The following is a 16,063-nucleotide window of genomic DNA, read 5'->3' on the forward strand; positions in this document are numbered from 1 at the left end:
CATCCCTGAGACTCTACCCTCGTCATCCCCGAAACCCCATCCCTTGTCATCCCCGCGGCAGTAGGCGGGGATCATCCGCTGAAACCGTAGACAACCATCGGCTGATTCCCGCCTAGCCGCGGTACTCGATAATCGATAAACCGGCGTTGTAATCGGTGCTGTAGATAATGCCTTCGGCATCGACAAACACATCGCAGGATTGAATCACTTTGGGTCGGCCGGGACGTTTATCCACCATGCTTTGCGGCGCAGCCGGCACCAGCGCGCCGGTTTCCTTCGGCTGATAAGGATTGCTGATATCGTAAGCCCTGACGCCGGCGTTCTGGTAGGTCGCGAAAATCAACGTTGAACTGATAAAACTGCCCGGCCGGTTTTCGTGCAGGTTATGCGGGCCAAAGTGCGCGCCTTTTTTCACATAATCCGTTTCGGCCGGCTGCGGGAAGGTCGCAATACTGACCGGGTTGCTCGGTTCCCGAATATCAAATACCCAGATAAGTTTCTCGCCATCTTCCTGATTATCCAGCACGGCTTCATCCAGTACGATAAGCAGATCGCGATCGGGCAGCGGCAGCGCGGTATGCGTACCGCCGCCGAAAGGCGGGCTCCAGTTGCGATGGCTGATAAGCTTTGGCGCGCTGCGATCGCTCATATCCAGCAGCGTTAATCCGCCATCGCGCCAACTGCCGTATGCGGTATCGCCGCTGACGATGGCATGATGCAGCGCGTAGCGTTTTCCCTCCGGCCAGTCGGGCTTCTCGCCGCCGGCGGTATGCATGCCGGGCAGCCAGTAACTACCGGCGACTTCCGGGCGTTTGGGGTCGGCCAGGTCGATGGTCAGGAAAATATAGTCGCTGTAGCCGTCAAGCAGTGCCGAAACGTAGGCCCAGCGGCCGCCGACATACCAGATACGGTGAATACCGATGCCGTCCAGCGCCAGAAAGCTGATTTCGCGCGGTTTATCCGGCGTCGAAATATCAAAGATCCGTAATCCGGCGCTCCAGCTTTTACCCTGCTGTTTGGTGCTGACCGTCTCGGCGACCGAGCGGGTATAGTAAACTTTTTCCTCGGCAAAACTGGCGTCGGCGAACAGATCGCGGGCATTGACCACCAGCAGCAGATCGTCGTGCGCCTGTAGGTGGATATTCCAGGTTCCGGACGGCGCGGCGATGAATCCGGCGGGTTTGGGATGCCTGGCATCGCGCACATCCACAATGGATACGCCTTGCGAAACCATATGGCCGATATAGGCGTAACCCCGATGAACCATAACCTGTACGCCATCGGGTCGGCCACCCTGATCGCTGTGGCCGATCAGCCGCATATTGCGGCTGTATTCCGGGGTGGGCAGAGGATGAGATGCCATCTTTTATCCCCCTTATTTAGCCTGTTTGGCTTCCAGCGTAGCGAACCATGGCGGAGTAAAATCATCGGTATGGCCCCAGCCGGGGATGATTTTAGCCAGTCCGGCAACGTTGACCGGACCAGGCTGGCTGGCTAACAATGCCTGAGGGATGGCCGCCGCTTTGAATTCATAGGTGGCGGGAGTCGGTTCGCCGGCGATTTTATTGGCGACCAGGCGCAGGTTTACCTTGCCAATCAGTTTAGGGTCGACCGCCACGCTGACTTTCCAGGGGCTGTTGGCTTCGCGCATCAGTTGCAGATCCTGGTTGGAGATATCAATGCTGTAGATTTTGATTTCGGTACGGCCGTTTTCTTTCAGCGCTTTATACGCACCCTGGGTAAATGCATCCCATGAGCCCCAAATCGCATCAATCTTGCCCTTCGGATATTTCGCCAGCACCGCGCCGACTTTGTTGGCCGTATCGCCCTGCACGTCAGAGGAAACGGCGCCGATGGACTCCAGTTCCTTGATGCCGGGATTGGCCTTCAGAATTTGCTGATAGGCCAGTTGGCGGCGCTCCATGGGCGGGAAGCCGGCCACCCACAGTTTGATGATATTCGCCTGACCGTTGAAATCCTTAACCAACTGGCCGAATGACTCATGGGTCAGGGAGGCGTCGTCCTGTTGCGTGACGGTGACGCCGGGGATCTCGCCATTGACGGCGGTATCAAACACTGAAACCGCAATGCCGCTGTCGACGATACGTTTGACCAGGTCGGTAGAGTAGGGGTCGCGTCCCTGAGACAGAATGATGCCGTCGTATTTTTGGCTGATGGCCTGATTGACGAAGTCCTGGAAGCGCGCGTCATCGCCGTTGCTCAGGAATGTGCTGACCTTAAAGCCCAGCTTTTTGCCTTCTTCGAGTACGCCGGAGATAAACTGCGTGGTGTTGTCGTCGGAGCCCAGATTGCGGATAACGGCGATACGTACCGGGCCGTTATGCTGAGCCAGAGCTGCGGGAATTGGCGCAATGGCAGCGGGTTGGGCGGCAAATACCGGTAAAGCGGTCGCCAGGCTTAACGCTATCAGTGCGGGGGTAAATTTCTTCATTATCAGCTCCATGGTATGTCAGCAATGTGTTGTGTTAAGTCTATATCGCGGTTTTATGGTTTTCGTTTGAAAATTCATCGAGTTGATAGCTGTCTGGATGGCTATTTGCAAGCGATAGCGCATCATAACCGCTAAGCGATGGCTGAGGAATGGGGTGCATTATGCCTTTTAGGCGCAAGTTATAACCGTTGGTTTGTTTGGCTGAGCCGGGGGAGCGGCAGGCCGGTTGCGCGCCATAAAAAAATGCCCGCTGACGGGGCATTTGATGATCTTTATTTCGCGTTCAGCCGACCCCCGCTCCCTCTGGCAAGGGAAGGGGCGGCCGGAAAAAGGGCGAAATTACTTCTTCGCTTCTTTCTCTTTCAGGCTGCGCGCCCAGCGGGGATGGTGTTTCTTCGCCCATTGCTCGGAAACTTTCCCCTCAATCATGCCTTTAATCGACCCTTTGACCCAAAATGCCATATACATATGAATCAGAATCGCATGGATCAGCACGATAGCCGCCGCCGCATGAATCAGAATGGCGTAACGCACCACATCGATCGGAAACCAATGGGCGAAATACGGGCGCCACATAATGACGCCGGTAATCAGCAGAACCAGCGTTAACCCCATAATGCTCCAGAACATCATTTTCTGGCCGGGGTTATATTTACCCACGTCCGCCACTTCGTGTTCATTGCCCTTCAACACCTCAATGATATTGAGGAACCAGGGAATATCACGCAGTTTGGGGATGTTGTGGCCGACAAAACGGATGAACATCGGAATCAGGCAGATAACGATCAGTATGCCGAAAAAGGGATGCATAATGCGCCCCATCTGCGGCGTGCCGAAGGTTTGCGTCAGCCACTGCAAGGTCGGAAAGAACAACGCTATCCCGGATAAGGCGACCAGGAAAAAGCTGATCACCACTATCCAGTGACAGATTCGGTCAATGAATTTGGTACGCAAAATCATTTTCTGTTTACTCATGTTTGTCCTCTCCCTCATTCTCGTGCTCAATTTCTTCCGTGTTCGGGCCGATGCCGACGTAGTGGAAGATTAATCCGGCAAACGTCATGACAAATCCGAGCGCCGATAAGGGCTTCAGAATGCCTTTCCACAGATTGACCGGCGTGGAGATTTGCGGGTTATCGGGAAGATTGTGGTACAGCGACGGTCTGTCGGCGTGGTGCAGGACATACATGACATGCGTACCGCCAACCCCTTGCGGGTCGTAAAGACCGGCGTGCTCGTAACCGCGTTTTTTCAGATCGACGAGCCGCTGCTCGGCGACGATTTTCATTTCTTCTTTGGTGCCGAAATGGATCGCCCCGGTCGGACAGGTTTTCACGCAGGCCGGCTCTTGACCGACGCTGACGCGATCGACGCACAGCGTGCATTTATAAACGCGGTTATCCTCTTTATTCAGGCGCGGAATATTAAACGGGCAGCCGGCGATACAGTAACCGCAACCGATGCACTGTTCGGATTGAAAATCGACGATGCCGTTGGCGTACTGAATGATGGCGCCTGCCGACGGACAGGCTTTCAGGCAGCCCGGTTCGCTACAGTGCATGCAGCCGTCTTTGCGGATCAGCCACTCCAGCCGGTCGTTTTCTTCCACTTCCGAGAAACGCATCAGCGTCCAGGATTTGGCGCTCAGATCGGCCGGGTTATCGTAAACCCCGACGTTATGGCCGACTTCGTCACGCAGATCGTTCCACTCTGAGCAGGCGACCTGACAGGCTTTACAGCCGATGCAGGTGGTGACGTCGATCAGTTTCGCCACTTCGCTTTTATCGTCACGCGCATGCGGCGGCGGTGTGAAAGCGTTGGTGGCCGAACGTTTAATAATATCTTGAGATTGCATTGACATAGTTGGCTACCCTTACACCTTCTCTATATTTACCAGAAACGCTTTATATTCAGGCGTTTGTGAATTAGCGTCGCCGACGCTGGGGGTGAGTGTGTTAGCCAGGAAGCCTTTACGGGTCGCGCCTTCAAAACCCCAGTGGCAAGGAATACCAACGGTTTCAACGGATTGACCGGCAATGTTCAGCGTTTTGATGCGCTTGGTGACCACCGCTTTGGCTTTGATATAGCCGCGCTGGCAGGAAATCCTCACTTCATCGCCCGCTTTAATGCCTTTGCTTTGCGCCAGATTTTCGCCAATTTCAATGAACTGCTCTGGTTGTACTATCGCATTCAGCCGCGCGTGTTTCGTCCAGTGACGGAACAACTCGGTAATGGAATAGGTCGTTGCGACGTAAGGGAAATCTTTCGCCGACCCCATGGTTTTCGCATCGCTGGCGAACAAACGCGCCGCCGGGTTAGAAACCACGTCGGGATGCAGCGGATTGGTGCCTAGCGGTGTTTCAATCGGCTCGTAGTGTTCCGGGAACGGGCCATCCACCAGTTTGTCCATGGAGAACAATCTGGCGAGACCTTCCGGCTGCATGATAAACGGTCCGGTATCTTTACCCGGCGGCACGGTGCTGGCGAAGTCGGGAATATCAATCCCGCTCCATTTCTGGCCGTTCCATTCCATCAGCTTGCGTTTCTTATCCCACGGCTTGCCTTGCAGATCGGCGGAGGCGCGGTTGTAAAGAATGCGACGGTTTTGCGGCCATGCCCACGACCAGTTCGGCGTACAGCCCAGACCGGCGTCGGCGTTATCGCGTTTGTCCATCTGGTTGCCGGCTTCCGTCCAGCAACCGGCGTAAATCCAGCAGAAACTGGCGGTGGTGCCGTCATCGCGCAACTGGGAAAAGTCGGCGATTTGCTGACCTTTCTTCAGGATAAGTTTGCCGCTGTCGTCATACAGATCGGCCAGCGCGATACCGTTGGCTTCACGGGCAATCTCTTCCGGCGTCGGGTCTTCCGGATCCTGATAGTTCCAGTTAATGTTCATTAACGGATCGGGATAGGCGCCGCCTTCTTCTTGATAAAGTTCACGCAGGCGCATCAGCAGCTTGCCGAGAATTTTGCCGTCGTGCAGCGCTTCTCCCGGCGGCTCTGCCGCGGCCCAGTGCCATTGCAGCCAGCGGCCGGAGTTGGCGATCGAACCGTCCTCTTCGGCAAAGCAGGAGGAGGGCAGACGGAACACTTCGGTTTGAATCGATTGGGTATCGACGTCGTTGAATTCGCCATGGTTCTGCCAGAAGGTAGAGGTTTCCGTGGCTAACGGATCGATAGTCACCAAAAATTTCAGTTTGGACAGCGCTTCGGTGGCTTTATTTTTATTGGCGAACGCGGCGATGGGGTTAAAACCCTGAACGATATAGCCGTTGATTTTGTCTTCCATCATCAGCTCGGTCTGCGCCATGATGTCGTAGCTGCGATCCCATTTGGGCAGCCAGTCATAGCCCCAGTTGTTGGCCGCTTGCGCATTCTCGCCAAAGAAACTCTTCATCATGCTGATAAAGAATTTCGGGGTGTTTTTCCAGTAGTTAACCTGTTCGGGCAACAACGCCGCCGGCGTGATTTGTCCCAGATAGGTTTTCAGGTCGGTTTGTTTTTCCGACGGCAGCGGCATGTAGCCCGGCAGGTTGGTGGTCAACAGGCCAAGGTCGGTATAGCCCTGAATATTGGAGTGACCGCGCAGGGCGTTGATGCCGCCGCCGACCATGCCGATATTCCCCAGCAATAGCTGGATGATGGCGGCGGCGCGGATGATCTGGGCGCCGTTGGTGTGGTGAGTCCAGCCCAGCGCATACATAAAGGTGGCGGTTTTATCCGGCACGCTGGTTTCCGCCAGCGAACGGCAGATCTCTTCATAGGCTTTGGCGGGCGTGCCGCACAATGAGGTCACCATTTCCGGCGTATAGCGCGCAACGTGCTTTTTCAGCAGGTTCCACACGCAGCGAGGGTGGGAGAGCGTCTTGTCGCGTTTGGCGAAGCCGGCGGCATCCAGTTCGTATTGCCAACTGGATTTGTCGTATTGACGGGTTTCCTGGTTATACCCGCTGAACAGGCCTTCATCAAAACTGAAATCATCGCGCACAATCAGGCTGGCGTTGGTGTAAGACACCACATAGTCATGATGGACTTTGTCCTGCGTGATTAGATAGTTAACGATACCAAGCAGAAAGGCCGCATCCGATCCCGCACGAATAGGCGCGTAGAGATCGGCAACCGAGGCGGAACGGTTGAAACGCGGATCGACGACGATCAGTTTCGCGTCATTATGCGTTTTGGCTTCGACCGCCCATTTAAAGCCGACGGGATGCGCTTCCGCCGGGTTGCCGCCCATGACGATAATCACGTTGGCGTTTTTGATATCGACCCAGTTGTTGGTCATGGCGCCGCGCCCGAAGGTCGGGGCCAGTGCGGCGACGGTCGGGCCATGGCACAGGCGGGCCTGACAATCGATGGCGACCATACCCAGCGAACGGGTGAATTTCTGATCGAGCAGCCCGGTTTCGTTGCTGGCGGCGGAGGAGCACAGCATGCCGGTGGTCGTCCAGCGGTTGACGATGTCGCCTTTGGCGTTCGTACGCTGAAAATTGGCGTCGCGGTCCGCTTTCATCAGGCGCGCGATACGGTCGATAGCCTCATTCCAGCTGATGCGTTGCCATTTATCCGAACCCGGCGCGCGATATTCAGGATAAAGCAGACGATTCTTGCTGTGAATATAGTCCACCAGGCCGGCGCCTTTCGGACATAAAGAGCCGCGGCTTACCGGATGATCGGCGTCGCCTTCGATATGAAAAATGGAGGGTTTGGCATTTTTTGCGCCATCGCCGAGGCTGTACATCAGTACGCCGCAGCCGACGGAACAGTATGTGCAGTTATTGCGTGTCTCTTTTGCTCGCAGCAGTTTGTATTGACGTACCGATGCCATTGCTTCCGTTGGGGTAAAACCCAACATCGCGAGGGTGGTTCCAGCCATTCCTCCCGCGCAAACTTTAAAGAAACTTCTTCGATTCAGTTGCATTAGTTTCCCTGTTTATTATGTATCATTTTTGTTGCAGGCAATCTAACAACACACAAATTGTGGGTTTTGCGCCAAATCAAAAATTAAGTATTTAAGGTCTTTTCTTGTTGCTCAGGGAACGGGATTTTTGTGCGCTGTATCACTTTTTATATAGCGAATGGTTAAGTTTGTGTTGTTTTGTGGTTTCTTTCGGCAACATGGAGAGGCAGATGACGTGAGATGTGAAAACAGGAATGTTAAAAAAGGATGTTAAAAAGGCGGAACAATTGTTCCGCCTGAGTTTGAGGTAAGGCTTTACCCTGTGAATTCGTCATCCCCGCGTCCGACCCTCGTCATTCCCGCGGCTCCTAATCCTCGTCATCCCTGCGGCAGTAGGCGGGGATCACTTGCTGAAACCGCAAACAGTCATTGACTGATCCCCGCCTGCGCGGGGATGACGGGTTGTTTGTGCGTGTTCTCCAATTCCCTGATTGCCGCACCGGCGGGCGCGTAATGTTATTTCACCTGCATACCGGGTTGCGCGCCGCTATCCGGGCTGAGCAGGAAAATGTCTTTCCCGCCGGGGCCGGCGGCCATCACCATGCCTTCTGATACGCCGAAACGCATTTTGCGCGGCGCCAGATTGGCGACCATCACCGTCAGGCGGCCTTCCAGCTTGGCCGGATCGGGATAAGCCGAGCGGATACCGGAGAACACCTGCCGAGTTTCGCCGCCGAGATCCAGCGTCAGACGGAGGAGCTTATCGGAACCGTCAACCAATTCAGCCTGTTTGATCAGGGCGATACGCATATCCACCTTATCAAAATCGTCAAACTTGATGGTTTCTTGTATCGGGTCGTCCGCCAGCGGACCGCTCGCGACTTTCGCCGCCGCCATATCCTCTTTGGATGCATCCACCATGGCATTAACCTTATCCAGATCGATACGACTGAAAAGCGCTTTAAAGGCATTCACCTGATGATTAAGCAACGGCGTGGTGATTTCATCCCACTTCAGTTCCTGATTCAGGAACGCTTCGGCACGTTGCGCCAGCGCGGGCAGTACCGGTTTCAGGTAGGTCATCAGTACCCGGAACAGATTGATGCCCATAGAGCAGATGGCTTGCAGATCGGCGTCGCGGCCTTCCTGTTTCGCCACCACCCACGGCGCCTGTTCGTCCACGTAGCGGTTGGCCAAATCGGCCAGCGCCATGATTTCACGGATTGCTTTGCCCGACTCACGGCTGTTGTAGGCGTCAGCGATGCTTTCCGCCGCATCGGTGAAGGTTTTATACAACGCTTCATCAGCCAGCTTATCGGCCAGTTTGCCGTCGAAACGTTTGCTGATAAAACCGGCGTTGCGCGAGGCCAGATTGACCAGCTTGTTGACGATGTCGGTATTCACGCGCTGAACGAAATCTTCCAGATTGAGATCGATGTCATCAATACGGGAAGAGAGTTTAGCCCCGTAGTAGTAGCGCAGGCAGTCGGCATCCAGATGCTTGAGATAGGTATCGGCCTTGATGAAGGTGCCGCGTGATTTAGACATCTTGGCGCCGTTGACCGTGACATAACCGTGAACAAACAGGTTGGTCGGTTTACGGAAGTGACTGCCTTCCAGCATGGCCGGCCAGAACAGGCTGTGGAAATACACGATGTCTTTGCCGATGAAATGGTACAGTTCGGCGGTGGAATCTTTGCGCCAGAACTCATCGAAACTGAGATCGCCGCGTTTGTCGCACAGATTTTTGAATGAGCCCATGTAGCCGATCGGCGCATCCAGCCAGACATAAAAATATTTGCCCGGCGCATCCGGCACTTCGAAACCAAAGTAAGGCGCGTCGCGAGAGATATCCCACTGTTGCAGACCGGCATCGAACCATTCCTGCATCTTGTTGGCGACCTGCTCTTGCAGCGCGCCGGAGCGCGTCCAGGCTTGCAGCATGTCGCTGAAAGCCGGCAAATCGAAGAAGAAGTGCTCTGATTCGCGCATTACCGGCGTGGCGCCCGACACCGCGGACTTCGGATCGATCAGATCGGTCGGGCTGTATGTCGCGCCGCAGACTTCGCAGTTATCGCCGTACTGATCGGGCGCCTTACATTTCGGGCAGGTGCCTTTCACGAAACGGTCCGGCAGGAACATGCCTTTTTCCGGATCGTAAAGCTGAGAGATAGTGCGGTTTTTAATAAAACCGTTCTCTTTAAGCCGGGTGTAAATCAGGGCGGACAGTTCCCGGTTTTCTTCACTGTGCGTGGAGTGATAATTGTCGTAGCTGATGTTGAAGCCAGCGAAATCCTGTTGATGTTCCTGACTCATCGCCGCAATCATTTGCTCCGGCGCAATGCCCATCTGCTGCGCTTTCAGCATGATTGGCGTGCCGTGGGCATCGTCCGCACAGATAAAGTAAACCTGGTTGCCGCGCATTCGCTGGTAACGAACCCAGATATCCGCCTGAATGTGTTCAAGCATATGACCGAGGTGGATCGAACCGTTAGCGTAAGGCAACGCGCACGTTACCAATATTTTCTTTGCGACTTGAGTCATGAGGAACTTGCTTTCTTTTGGTGATTGAGGGTCATTGATGTTAACCGATAGCGCCTTACTGCGTAAACCGCTGCCTTGCCTAAACCTGTCTGCCGGGCATGAAACCGGCGCGAATAATTCAGGATGATCAGCCGGGGGTTTTTACGCCGGGTGCGCAAGTCGCGGTATTCTTCTGATATGCTATAGCGGTCTTTATCGGTTAAATAATGAGAATTTTAAGGAGCCGGAATGAACTCTACCCTCCCCGAACAGCGCCCAGAGGCCCTGCATGCCATGGTGACCGGGGTACTCTCGACTTTTCAGCACCCGACACTGAAAAATAACCTGACGACCTTGAACGCGCTGCATCACTGCGCGTTGCTGGATGATGTGCTGCATATTGAATTAATTATGCCGTTCGCCTGGCTGAGCGGTCTGGAAGCATTAAAAGAGACGGTGAGTGATGAACTGCTGCGCCTGTCCGGCGCGAAAGCGGTGGAGTGGCGCATGACGCAGAACATCGCCACATTACGTCGGGTGAACGATCAGGCCGGCATCAAAGGGGTCAAGAATATTATTGCGGTCAGCTCCGGCAAGGGCGGCGTCGGCAAATCCAGCACCGCGGTGAATATGGCGCTGGCGCTGGCGGCGGAAGGCGGCAATGTCGGTATTCTGGATGCCGATATTTACGGCCCGTCGATCCCGACGATGCTGGGGGCCGCGAGCGAGCGCCCGACTTCGCCGGACGGCCAGCACATGTCGCCGATTATGGCGCACGGTCTGGCGACCAATTCGATTGGTTATCTGGTCACCGATGACAACGCCATGGTGTGGCGGGGTCCGATGGCGAGCAAAGCGTTGTTGCAACTGTTGCAGGATACCCTCTGGCCGGATCTGGATTATCTGGTGCTGGATATGCCGCCGGGTACCGGGGATATCCAGTTGACGCTGGCGCAGAATATTCCCGTCACCGGCGCGGTGGTGGTGACGACGCCGCAGGATATCGCGCTGATGGATGCGATGAAAGGGATCGCCATGTTCGAGAAAGTCAGCGTGCCGGTATTGGGTATCGTGGAGAACATGAGCGTGCATATTTGCAGCAACTGCGGTCATCTGGAGCCGATTTTCGGCACCGGCGGGGCGCAAAAGCTGGCGGAAAAATACCATTGCGCGCTGCTGGGGCAACTGCCGCTGCATATTTCGCTGCGTGAAGATCTGGATCGCGGCGAACCGACGGTGGTAAGCCATCCGGAAAGCGAGTTCACGTCTCTCTATCGCGAACTGGCCGGTCAGGTCGCCGCGCAACTCTACTGGCAGGGCGAAGTCATTCCGACGGAAATCTCCTTCCGGTCGCTGTAGGCGGTGGATGGCGGGGCAGGGTGACAAAACCGCCACGCCGTCTCTTTCCACCGTTCCTGACTCTGGTCGTCCTTAATACGGCCATTGTCACTCCGCCAACCGCCGCCGTCCTCAGCGCGTTATCCGCGACAACCATACGTCCATATGTCATCTCCGTCTTCGACCCGGCAATTATTGTCATCCCTGCCGCCAACTCGTCATCCCCGGCACTAACCCGTCATCCCCGCGGCCGTAGGCGGGGATCACATGCTGAAACCGTAGACAGCCACAGCTATTGGCTGATTCCCGCCTGCGCGGGAATGACACGTGGGCGAGGTGTGAATTGGGCTAATCAACACAGTATCTGTGTCGGAGGCGAAGAGTTGTGCAAATGACCGTGTAGCAATGACGTAAATATTAAATTATATGACTATAAAGATCGTCCCAGTTTGGATTGATACTTTCAATCAACCTGATTTTCCAAGCCCTGTTCCATTTTTTTAGCTGTTTTTCACGCAAAATGGCATTATTTATATCTTCAAAAAATTCGTAATAAACCAGCATGTTCAGGTCATATTTCTCAGAAAAACCACCCGTAATATGGTTTTTGTGTTGCCATATGCGTTTGAGCAAGTGGCTGCTTACCCCGACATAGAGTGATCCATAGGGTCGGTTGCTCAATATGTATATACATGGCTGTTTGCTCATGTCTGCATTCTTAAAAATGGTTTTACGCGGAATAGTTCGTTTTAATCTGAAGAGATTACTAAGTCAGGTGTCCTATTTGAAATTTGGAATATGATTCGCAGTGATGATGTTTTCCCCGTTCCCCCTGCGGTAAAATGCATCCCTGTCATCCCTGTCATCCCTGTCATCCCTGTCATCCCTGTCATCCCTGCCACCTCCGGCGCCAACTCGTCATCCCCGCGGCCGTAGGCGGGGATCGCATGCTGAAACCGTAGACAGCTATTGACTGATTCCCGCCTGCGCGGGAATGACACGCGGGCGAGATGTGAATGTAGCTAATCAACATGGTATTCGCTACGACCCTGTTATCTTCCGACCACGACCCCATCATTCCGGCCAGTAACCCACCATTCGCTCCAGCAACCCGCCATCTCCGGCACTACCCCGTCATCCCCGGCACCAACTCGTCATCCCCGCGGCAGTAGGCGGGGATCGCTTACTGAAACCGTAGACAGCTATTGGCTGATTCCCGGTTACTCGCTCCATTCCGGGGTTCGCTCTTCGGCCGCCGGCAGCGGCGTTCAAACACATTCCCGATGCTTTTGTGCGCAGGCAATGACTAAGGAAGGAGTACCGTGTTCCGTGGCGGTTTTTCTATATAACAGGTTAACCACCTGAGAGTTAAATAAGTTATTCAGATCCTGAGTGCTCTACCCCGGTAATAGTGGAAACGCTGGCGTGAACAGCGCTAACTCCCTATAATTGCCGCGTCGTCGCACCAGTTGGTGCATCCCTCTCTTTTTTATGTTAATCAGGTCTTTAATACCATGACTGATAAGTCTCACCAGTGTGTCATCATCGGGATCGCGGGCGCATCTGCTTCCGGTAAAAGTCTTATTTCCAGCACGTTATACCGTGAATTGCGCGACCAGGTTGGTGACCAGCATATTGGTGTGATACCTGAAGATAGCTACTACAAAGATCAAAGTCACCTGACGATGGAAGAGCGGGTCAAGACCAACTACGATCATCCCAGCGCCATGGACCACAGCCTGCTGCTGACGCATTTGAAAATGCTGAAAGCGGGTCAGGCGGTAGAACTTCCCTTATACAGCTATGTTGAACATACTCGTAAACAGGAAACGGTGCATCTTGAGCCGAAGAAGGTCATTATTCTGGAAGGCATTCTGCTGCTGACGGAAGCCCGCCTGCGTGATGAAATGAACTTTTCCATTTTTGTCGATACGCCGCTGGATATTTGCCTGCTGCGTCGTATGCGCCGTGATGTCAACGAACGCGGTCGTTCAATGGATTCAGTGATGGAACAGTATCAGAAAACGGTACGTCCAATGTTTATGCAATTTATCGAACCCTCAAAACAATACGCCGACATTATCGTGCCGCGTGGTGGGAAAAACCGTATTGCGATTGATATTCTGAAAGCCAAGATAAGCCAGTTTTTCGAATAATCTTTTTGGGGTTTTTAGCCAGTATTGATGCGAGTGGAGAAAAAAATGAGACTGTGTGACCGTGATATTGAAGCCTGGTTGGACGATGGCAGATTGCTGATTACGCCGCGACCGCCGACAGAAAGAATCAATGGCGCTACCGTTGATGTCCGCTTAGGGAATCAATTTCGGGTATTCAGAGGACACACGGCGGCTTTTATTGATTTAAGCGGCCCGAAAGATGAAGTCAGCGCGGCGTTGGATCGCGTGATGAGCGATGAAATTAACCTGCCGGAAGGCGAAGCCTTCTTCCTGCACCCGGGCGAACTGGCGTTGGCGGTCACGCTGGAGTCGGTAACATTGCCGGATAATCTGGTTGGTTGGCTCGACGGACGTTCTTCTCTGGCGCGCCTGGGCTTGATGGTTCACGTTACCGCGCACCGAATTGATCCGGGTTGGCAGGGAAGAATCGTGCTGGAGTTCTATAATTCAGGTAAATTGCCGTTGGCATTGCGTCCCGGCATGATGATCGGCGCGCTGAGTTTTGAACCGCTTTCCGGCCCGGCGGCTCGGCCTTATAACCGTCGTCAGGATGCAAAATATAAAGATCAGCAGGGGGCTGTGGCGAGTCGTATCGACAAAGACTAATTGCCAATACTGTCTGTGATGAAGCGTACGACAATGAGGATGGCATGAGAAGATTTCTGACAACGCTGGCGATTCTGCTTGTTGTGCTGGTGGCAGGAATGACGGCGCTGGTAGTGCTGGTTAATCCCAATGATTTTCGCGCTTACATGGTAAGGCAAGTCGAAGAGCGTAGCGGTTATCAGCTACGATTGGATGGCGATTTGCGCTGGCACGTCTGGCCGCAGCTCAGCATTTTATCCGGCGGAATGGCGCTGAGCGCGCCGGGGTCGACCGCGCCGATTGTCAGCGCGGAAAACATGCGCCTGGACGTTAAGCTCTGGCCGCTTCTCTCCCATAAACTCGTCGTCAAACAGGTCTTGCTGAAAGGCGCGGTCATTCGACTGACGCCGGACAGCGAGATTAAACCGGCAAGTAATGCGCCCATCGCTCCCTCAGGATCGCCTTCTCCGGAAAGGCAGGGCTGGCAACTGGATATTGATAAATTAAGGATCGTGGACAGTCTGCTGGTTCTGCAACGCAACGATAACGAACAGATAAACGTCCGCGATATTAATTTATTGATGGAGCAGGACGGCGACCGACAGGTGCATATCGATCTGTCCAGCCGCATCAATCGCGATCAGCGGGATATCGCTTTTTCTCTGCTTGCCGACATGGATATGTCGCACTTCCCGCAGCAGGTCAATGCGAATATTGAGAAGCTGGAATACCAAATTCAGGGGGCGGGCGTTCCCGGCGGCGGAATTTCAGGGCAGGGCAGTTTGCAGGCCAGCTATCAGCGTCAACCTGAAAAAATCACATTAAGCCAATTGGCTCTGAGCGCCAATGAAAGCCGGCTAACGGGCAGCGGCAGCGCGACGCTCGGCGATATTCCCGACTATGTGCTGGATTTGAAGTCTGACAAAATCGATCTGGATGCGCTGCTTGGCGCCAGGATTAGTACGGAGCAAGGTTCCTCCGTCGGTCAGAATAAAGCCGGAAAACCGGTTATCTCCTCGGAAGAGGATAAAGCGCGCGATGACGTCCTACAGGGCTTTATCGCCCGTCTGTCCTTGCAGGCTGAAACGTTGATCTATCGCGGGCTTACCATCAGCCGGTTTAATCTTCAGGCGACCAATCAACAGGGGCTGCTGAATATCGCCACGCTGAGCGGCAAGCTTGGCGAGGGGAGTTTTTCCCTGCCTGGTAAAATCGATGTTCATGCTTCACCCGCTATCACGTTTCAACCTGAAATTCATAATATCGATATTGCACCGCTGACGGCGGCATTTGCATTGCCCGGCACGCTGAGCGGCAAGTTTTCCATGAACGGTCAGTTGGGCGGTAATTCGTTGACGCTGCCGGCGATTACCCGGCAGTGGCAGGGCAAGGCGGCATTGAAGGTCACCGAACTGCGTTTGCAGGGGCTGAACATTCATCAGATGGTGCAGATGGCGGTGGCGCGCGGCAACAGCAGCGTTCAGGGAATGGATCGCTATGAACGTTACACGGAAATTCGGCAGTTGACCGGAAATGCGCAACTGAACGCGGGAAAACTGCGGATAAGCGACCTTAACGGCAGCTCTGAATTTTTGTCGGTCACCGGGAACGGGCAGCTCGATCTATTAGCCCGAACCTGTGACAGCCACCTGGGCGTGAAAGTGCTCCTGGGTTGGCATGGCGATGAACAGCTAATCAAGATACTGCAAAATACCGCCATCCCATTACGGATATACGGCCCGTGGGATAAGCTGAGTTATCAGCTACAGGTCGAGCAACTGTTGCGTAAGCGCTTACAGGACGAAATGAAAAAACGGTTGAATGAGTGGGCCGATAAGAATAGTCAGAGCCAGAAAGGCAAGGATCTAAAGCAACTGCTTGACCGGCTGTAAGGCAGCGTATTCCAGCATTCTGGCGTTAGCGCCTCCCCCTGGGAAGGAGGAGGCGGGGAGGGGCATAAACAGCAAAGCGTCGAACATCCCCGCGGCAGTAGGCGGGGATCGCTTACTGAAACCGTAGACAGCCATTGGCTGATTCCCGCCTGCGCGGGAATGACACGCGGGCGAGGTGTGAATGTAGCTAATCAAC

11 protein-coding genes are annotated in these 16,063 nt (G+C 54.3%); 4 read left to right on the plus strand and 7 right to left on the minus strand.

All coding sequences use genetic code 11. The features are described from left to right. Positions 1 to 112: 112 nt before the first annotated feature. The 6 genes from ABRZ26_RS08155 to metG form a co-directional block, all read right to left on the minus strand. Entirely contained in the window at positions 113 to 1,363 is a 1,251-nt protein-coding gene (locus ABRZ26_RS08155) for an LVIVD repeat-containing protein (protein ID WP_319603760.1), read from the minus strand. A 12-nt stretch (positions 1,364 to 1,375) separates the two neighbouring features. Continuing rightward, positions 1,376 to 2,452 (minus strand): sugar ABC transporter substrate-binding protein, encoded by a 1,077-nt coding sequence (locus tag ABRZ26_RS08160; protein ID WP_319603761.1) that lies wholly within the window; start codon positions 2,450 to 2,452, stop codon positions 1,376 to 1,378. Between the two features lie 339 nt (positions 2,453 to 2,791). Beyond that, entirely contained in the window at positions 2,792 to 3,427 is a 636-nt protein-coding gene (fdnI, locus tag ABRZ26_RS08165) for a formate dehydrogenase-N subunit gamma (protein ID WP_319603762.1), read from the minus strand. After that, positions 3,420 to 4,313 (minus strand): formate dehydrogenase subunit beta, encoded by an 894-nt coding sequence (gene fdxH, locus ABRZ26_RS08170; RefSeq protein ID WP_319603763.1) that lies wholly within the window; start codon positions 4,311 to 4,313, stop codon positions 3,420 to 3,422. Before fdxH ends, fdnI begins: the two co-directional genes overlap by 8 nt. Positions 4,314 to 4,325: 12 nt before the next feature. Then, positions 4,326 to 7,373 carry a formate dehydrogenase-N subunit alpha gene (gene fdnG / locus ABRZ26_RS08175; protein WP_319603764.1) on the minus strand — a complete coding sequence of 1,016 codons (3,048 nt, stop codon included), beginning with the start codon at positions 7,371 to 7,373 and terminating at the stop codon, positions 4,326 to 4,328. A gap of 495 nt (positions 7,374 to 7,868) precedes the next feature. Then, positions 7,869 to 9,896, minus strand: coding sequence for a methionine--tRNA ligase (gene metG, locus ABRZ26_RS08180; RefSeq protein ID WP_319603765.1), 2,028 nt, complete (start codon positions 9,894 to 9,896; stop codon positions 7,869 to 7,871). Positions 9,897 to 10,124: 228 nt separating this feature from the next. On the opposite strand from metG, the gene apbC reads away from it, so the two are divergent. Beyond that, entirely contained in the window at positions 10,125 to 11,234 is a 1,110-nt protein-coding gene (gene apbC / locus ABRZ26_RS08185; RefSeq protein ID WP_319603766.1) for an iron-sulfur cluster carrier protein ApbC, read from the plus strand. 396 nt (positions 11,235 to 11,630) lie between these two features. Here the strand turns inward: apbC and ABRZ26_RS08190 are convergent, their stop codons facing one another. Next, complete coding sequence (locus tag ABRZ26_RS08190; protein WP_319603767.1) at positions 11,631 to 11,921, minus strand: GIY-YIG nuclease family protein; 291 nt, start codon at positions 11,919 to 11,921, stop codon at positions 11,631 to 11,633. A gap of 806 nt (positions 11,922 to 12,727) precedes the next feature. Here ABRZ26_RS08190 and udk point away from each other — a divergent pair. The 3 genes from udk to asmA are packed head-to-tail and all read left to right on the plus strand — an operon-like array spanning position 12,728 to position 15,867. Further along, positions 12,728 to 13,369 (plus strand): uridine kinase, encoded by a 642-nt coding sequence (udk, locus tag ABRZ26_RS08195; RefSeq protein ID WP_319603768.1) that lies wholly within the window; start codon positions 12,728 to 12,730, stop codon positions 13,367 to 13,369. A gap of 45 nt (positions 13,370 to 13,414) precedes the next feature. Then, entirely contained in the window at positions 13,415 to 13,996 is a 582-nt protein-coding gene (dcd, locus tag ABRZ26_RS08200) for a dCTP deaminase (protein ID WP_048635598.1), read from the plus strand. Positions 13,997 to 14,040: 44 nt separating this feature from the next. After that, on the plus strand, positions 14,041 to 15,867 hold the full coding sequence (gene asmA / locus ABRZ26_RS08205) for an outer membrane assembly protein AsmA (protein WP_319603769.1): 1,827 nt from the start codon (positions 14,041 to 14,043) through the stop codon (positions 15,865 to 15,867). Positions 15,868 to 16,063 lie beyond the last annotated feature (196 nt).

Origin of the sequence: Brenneria sp. L4-2C, from assembly GCF_040240335.1 — a bacterium.
GTDB lineage: Bacteria > Pseudomonadota > Gammaproteobacteria > Enterobacterales > Enterobacteriaceae > Brenneria.

Bases quoted from the DNA above. Each gene is read 5' to 3' on its own strand.
- ABRZ26_RS08160 (WP_319603761.1), bottom strand. From the start codon at position 2,452: ATGAAGAAATTTACCCCCGCACTGATAGCGTTAAGCCTGGCGACCGCT.
- dcd (WP_048635598.1), top strand. From the start codon at position 13,415: ATGAGACTGTGTGACCGTGATATTGAAGCCTGGTTGGACGATGGCAGA.
- apbC (WP_319603766.1), top strand. From the start codon at position 10,125: ATGAACTCTACCCTCCCCGAACAGCGCCCAGAGGCCCTGCATGCCATG.
- udk (WP_319603768.1), top strand. From the start codon at position 12,728: ATGACTGATAAGTCTCACCAGTGTGTCATCATCGGGATCGCGGGCGCA.
- fdxH (WP_319603763.1), bottom strand. From the start codon at position 4,313: ATGTCAATGCAATCTCAAGATATTATTAAACGTTCGGCCACCAACGCT.
- metG (WP_319603765.1), bottom strand. From the start codon at position 9,896: ATGACTCAAGTCGCAAAGAAAATATTGGTAACGTGCGCGTTGCCTTAC.
- fdnG (WP_319603764.1), bottom strand. From the start codon at position 7,373: ATGCAACTGAATCGAAGAAGTTTCTTTAAAGTTTGCGCGGGAGGAATG.
- asmA (WP_319603769.1), top strand. From the start codon at position 14,041: ATGAGAAGATTTCTGACAACGCTGGCGATTCTGCTTGTTGTGCTGGTG.
- fdnI (WP_319603762.1), bottom strand. From the start codon at position 3,427: ATGAGTAAACAGAAAATGATTTTGCGTACCAAATTCATTGACCGAATC.
- ABRZ26_RS08155 (WP_319603760.1), bottom strand. From the start codon at position 1,363: ATGGCATCTCATCCTCTGCCCACCCCGGAATACAGCCGCAATATGCGG.
- ABRZ26_RS08190 (WP_319603767.1), bottom strand. From the start codon at position 11,921: ATGAGCAAACAGCCATGTATATACATATTGAGCAACCGACCCTATGGA.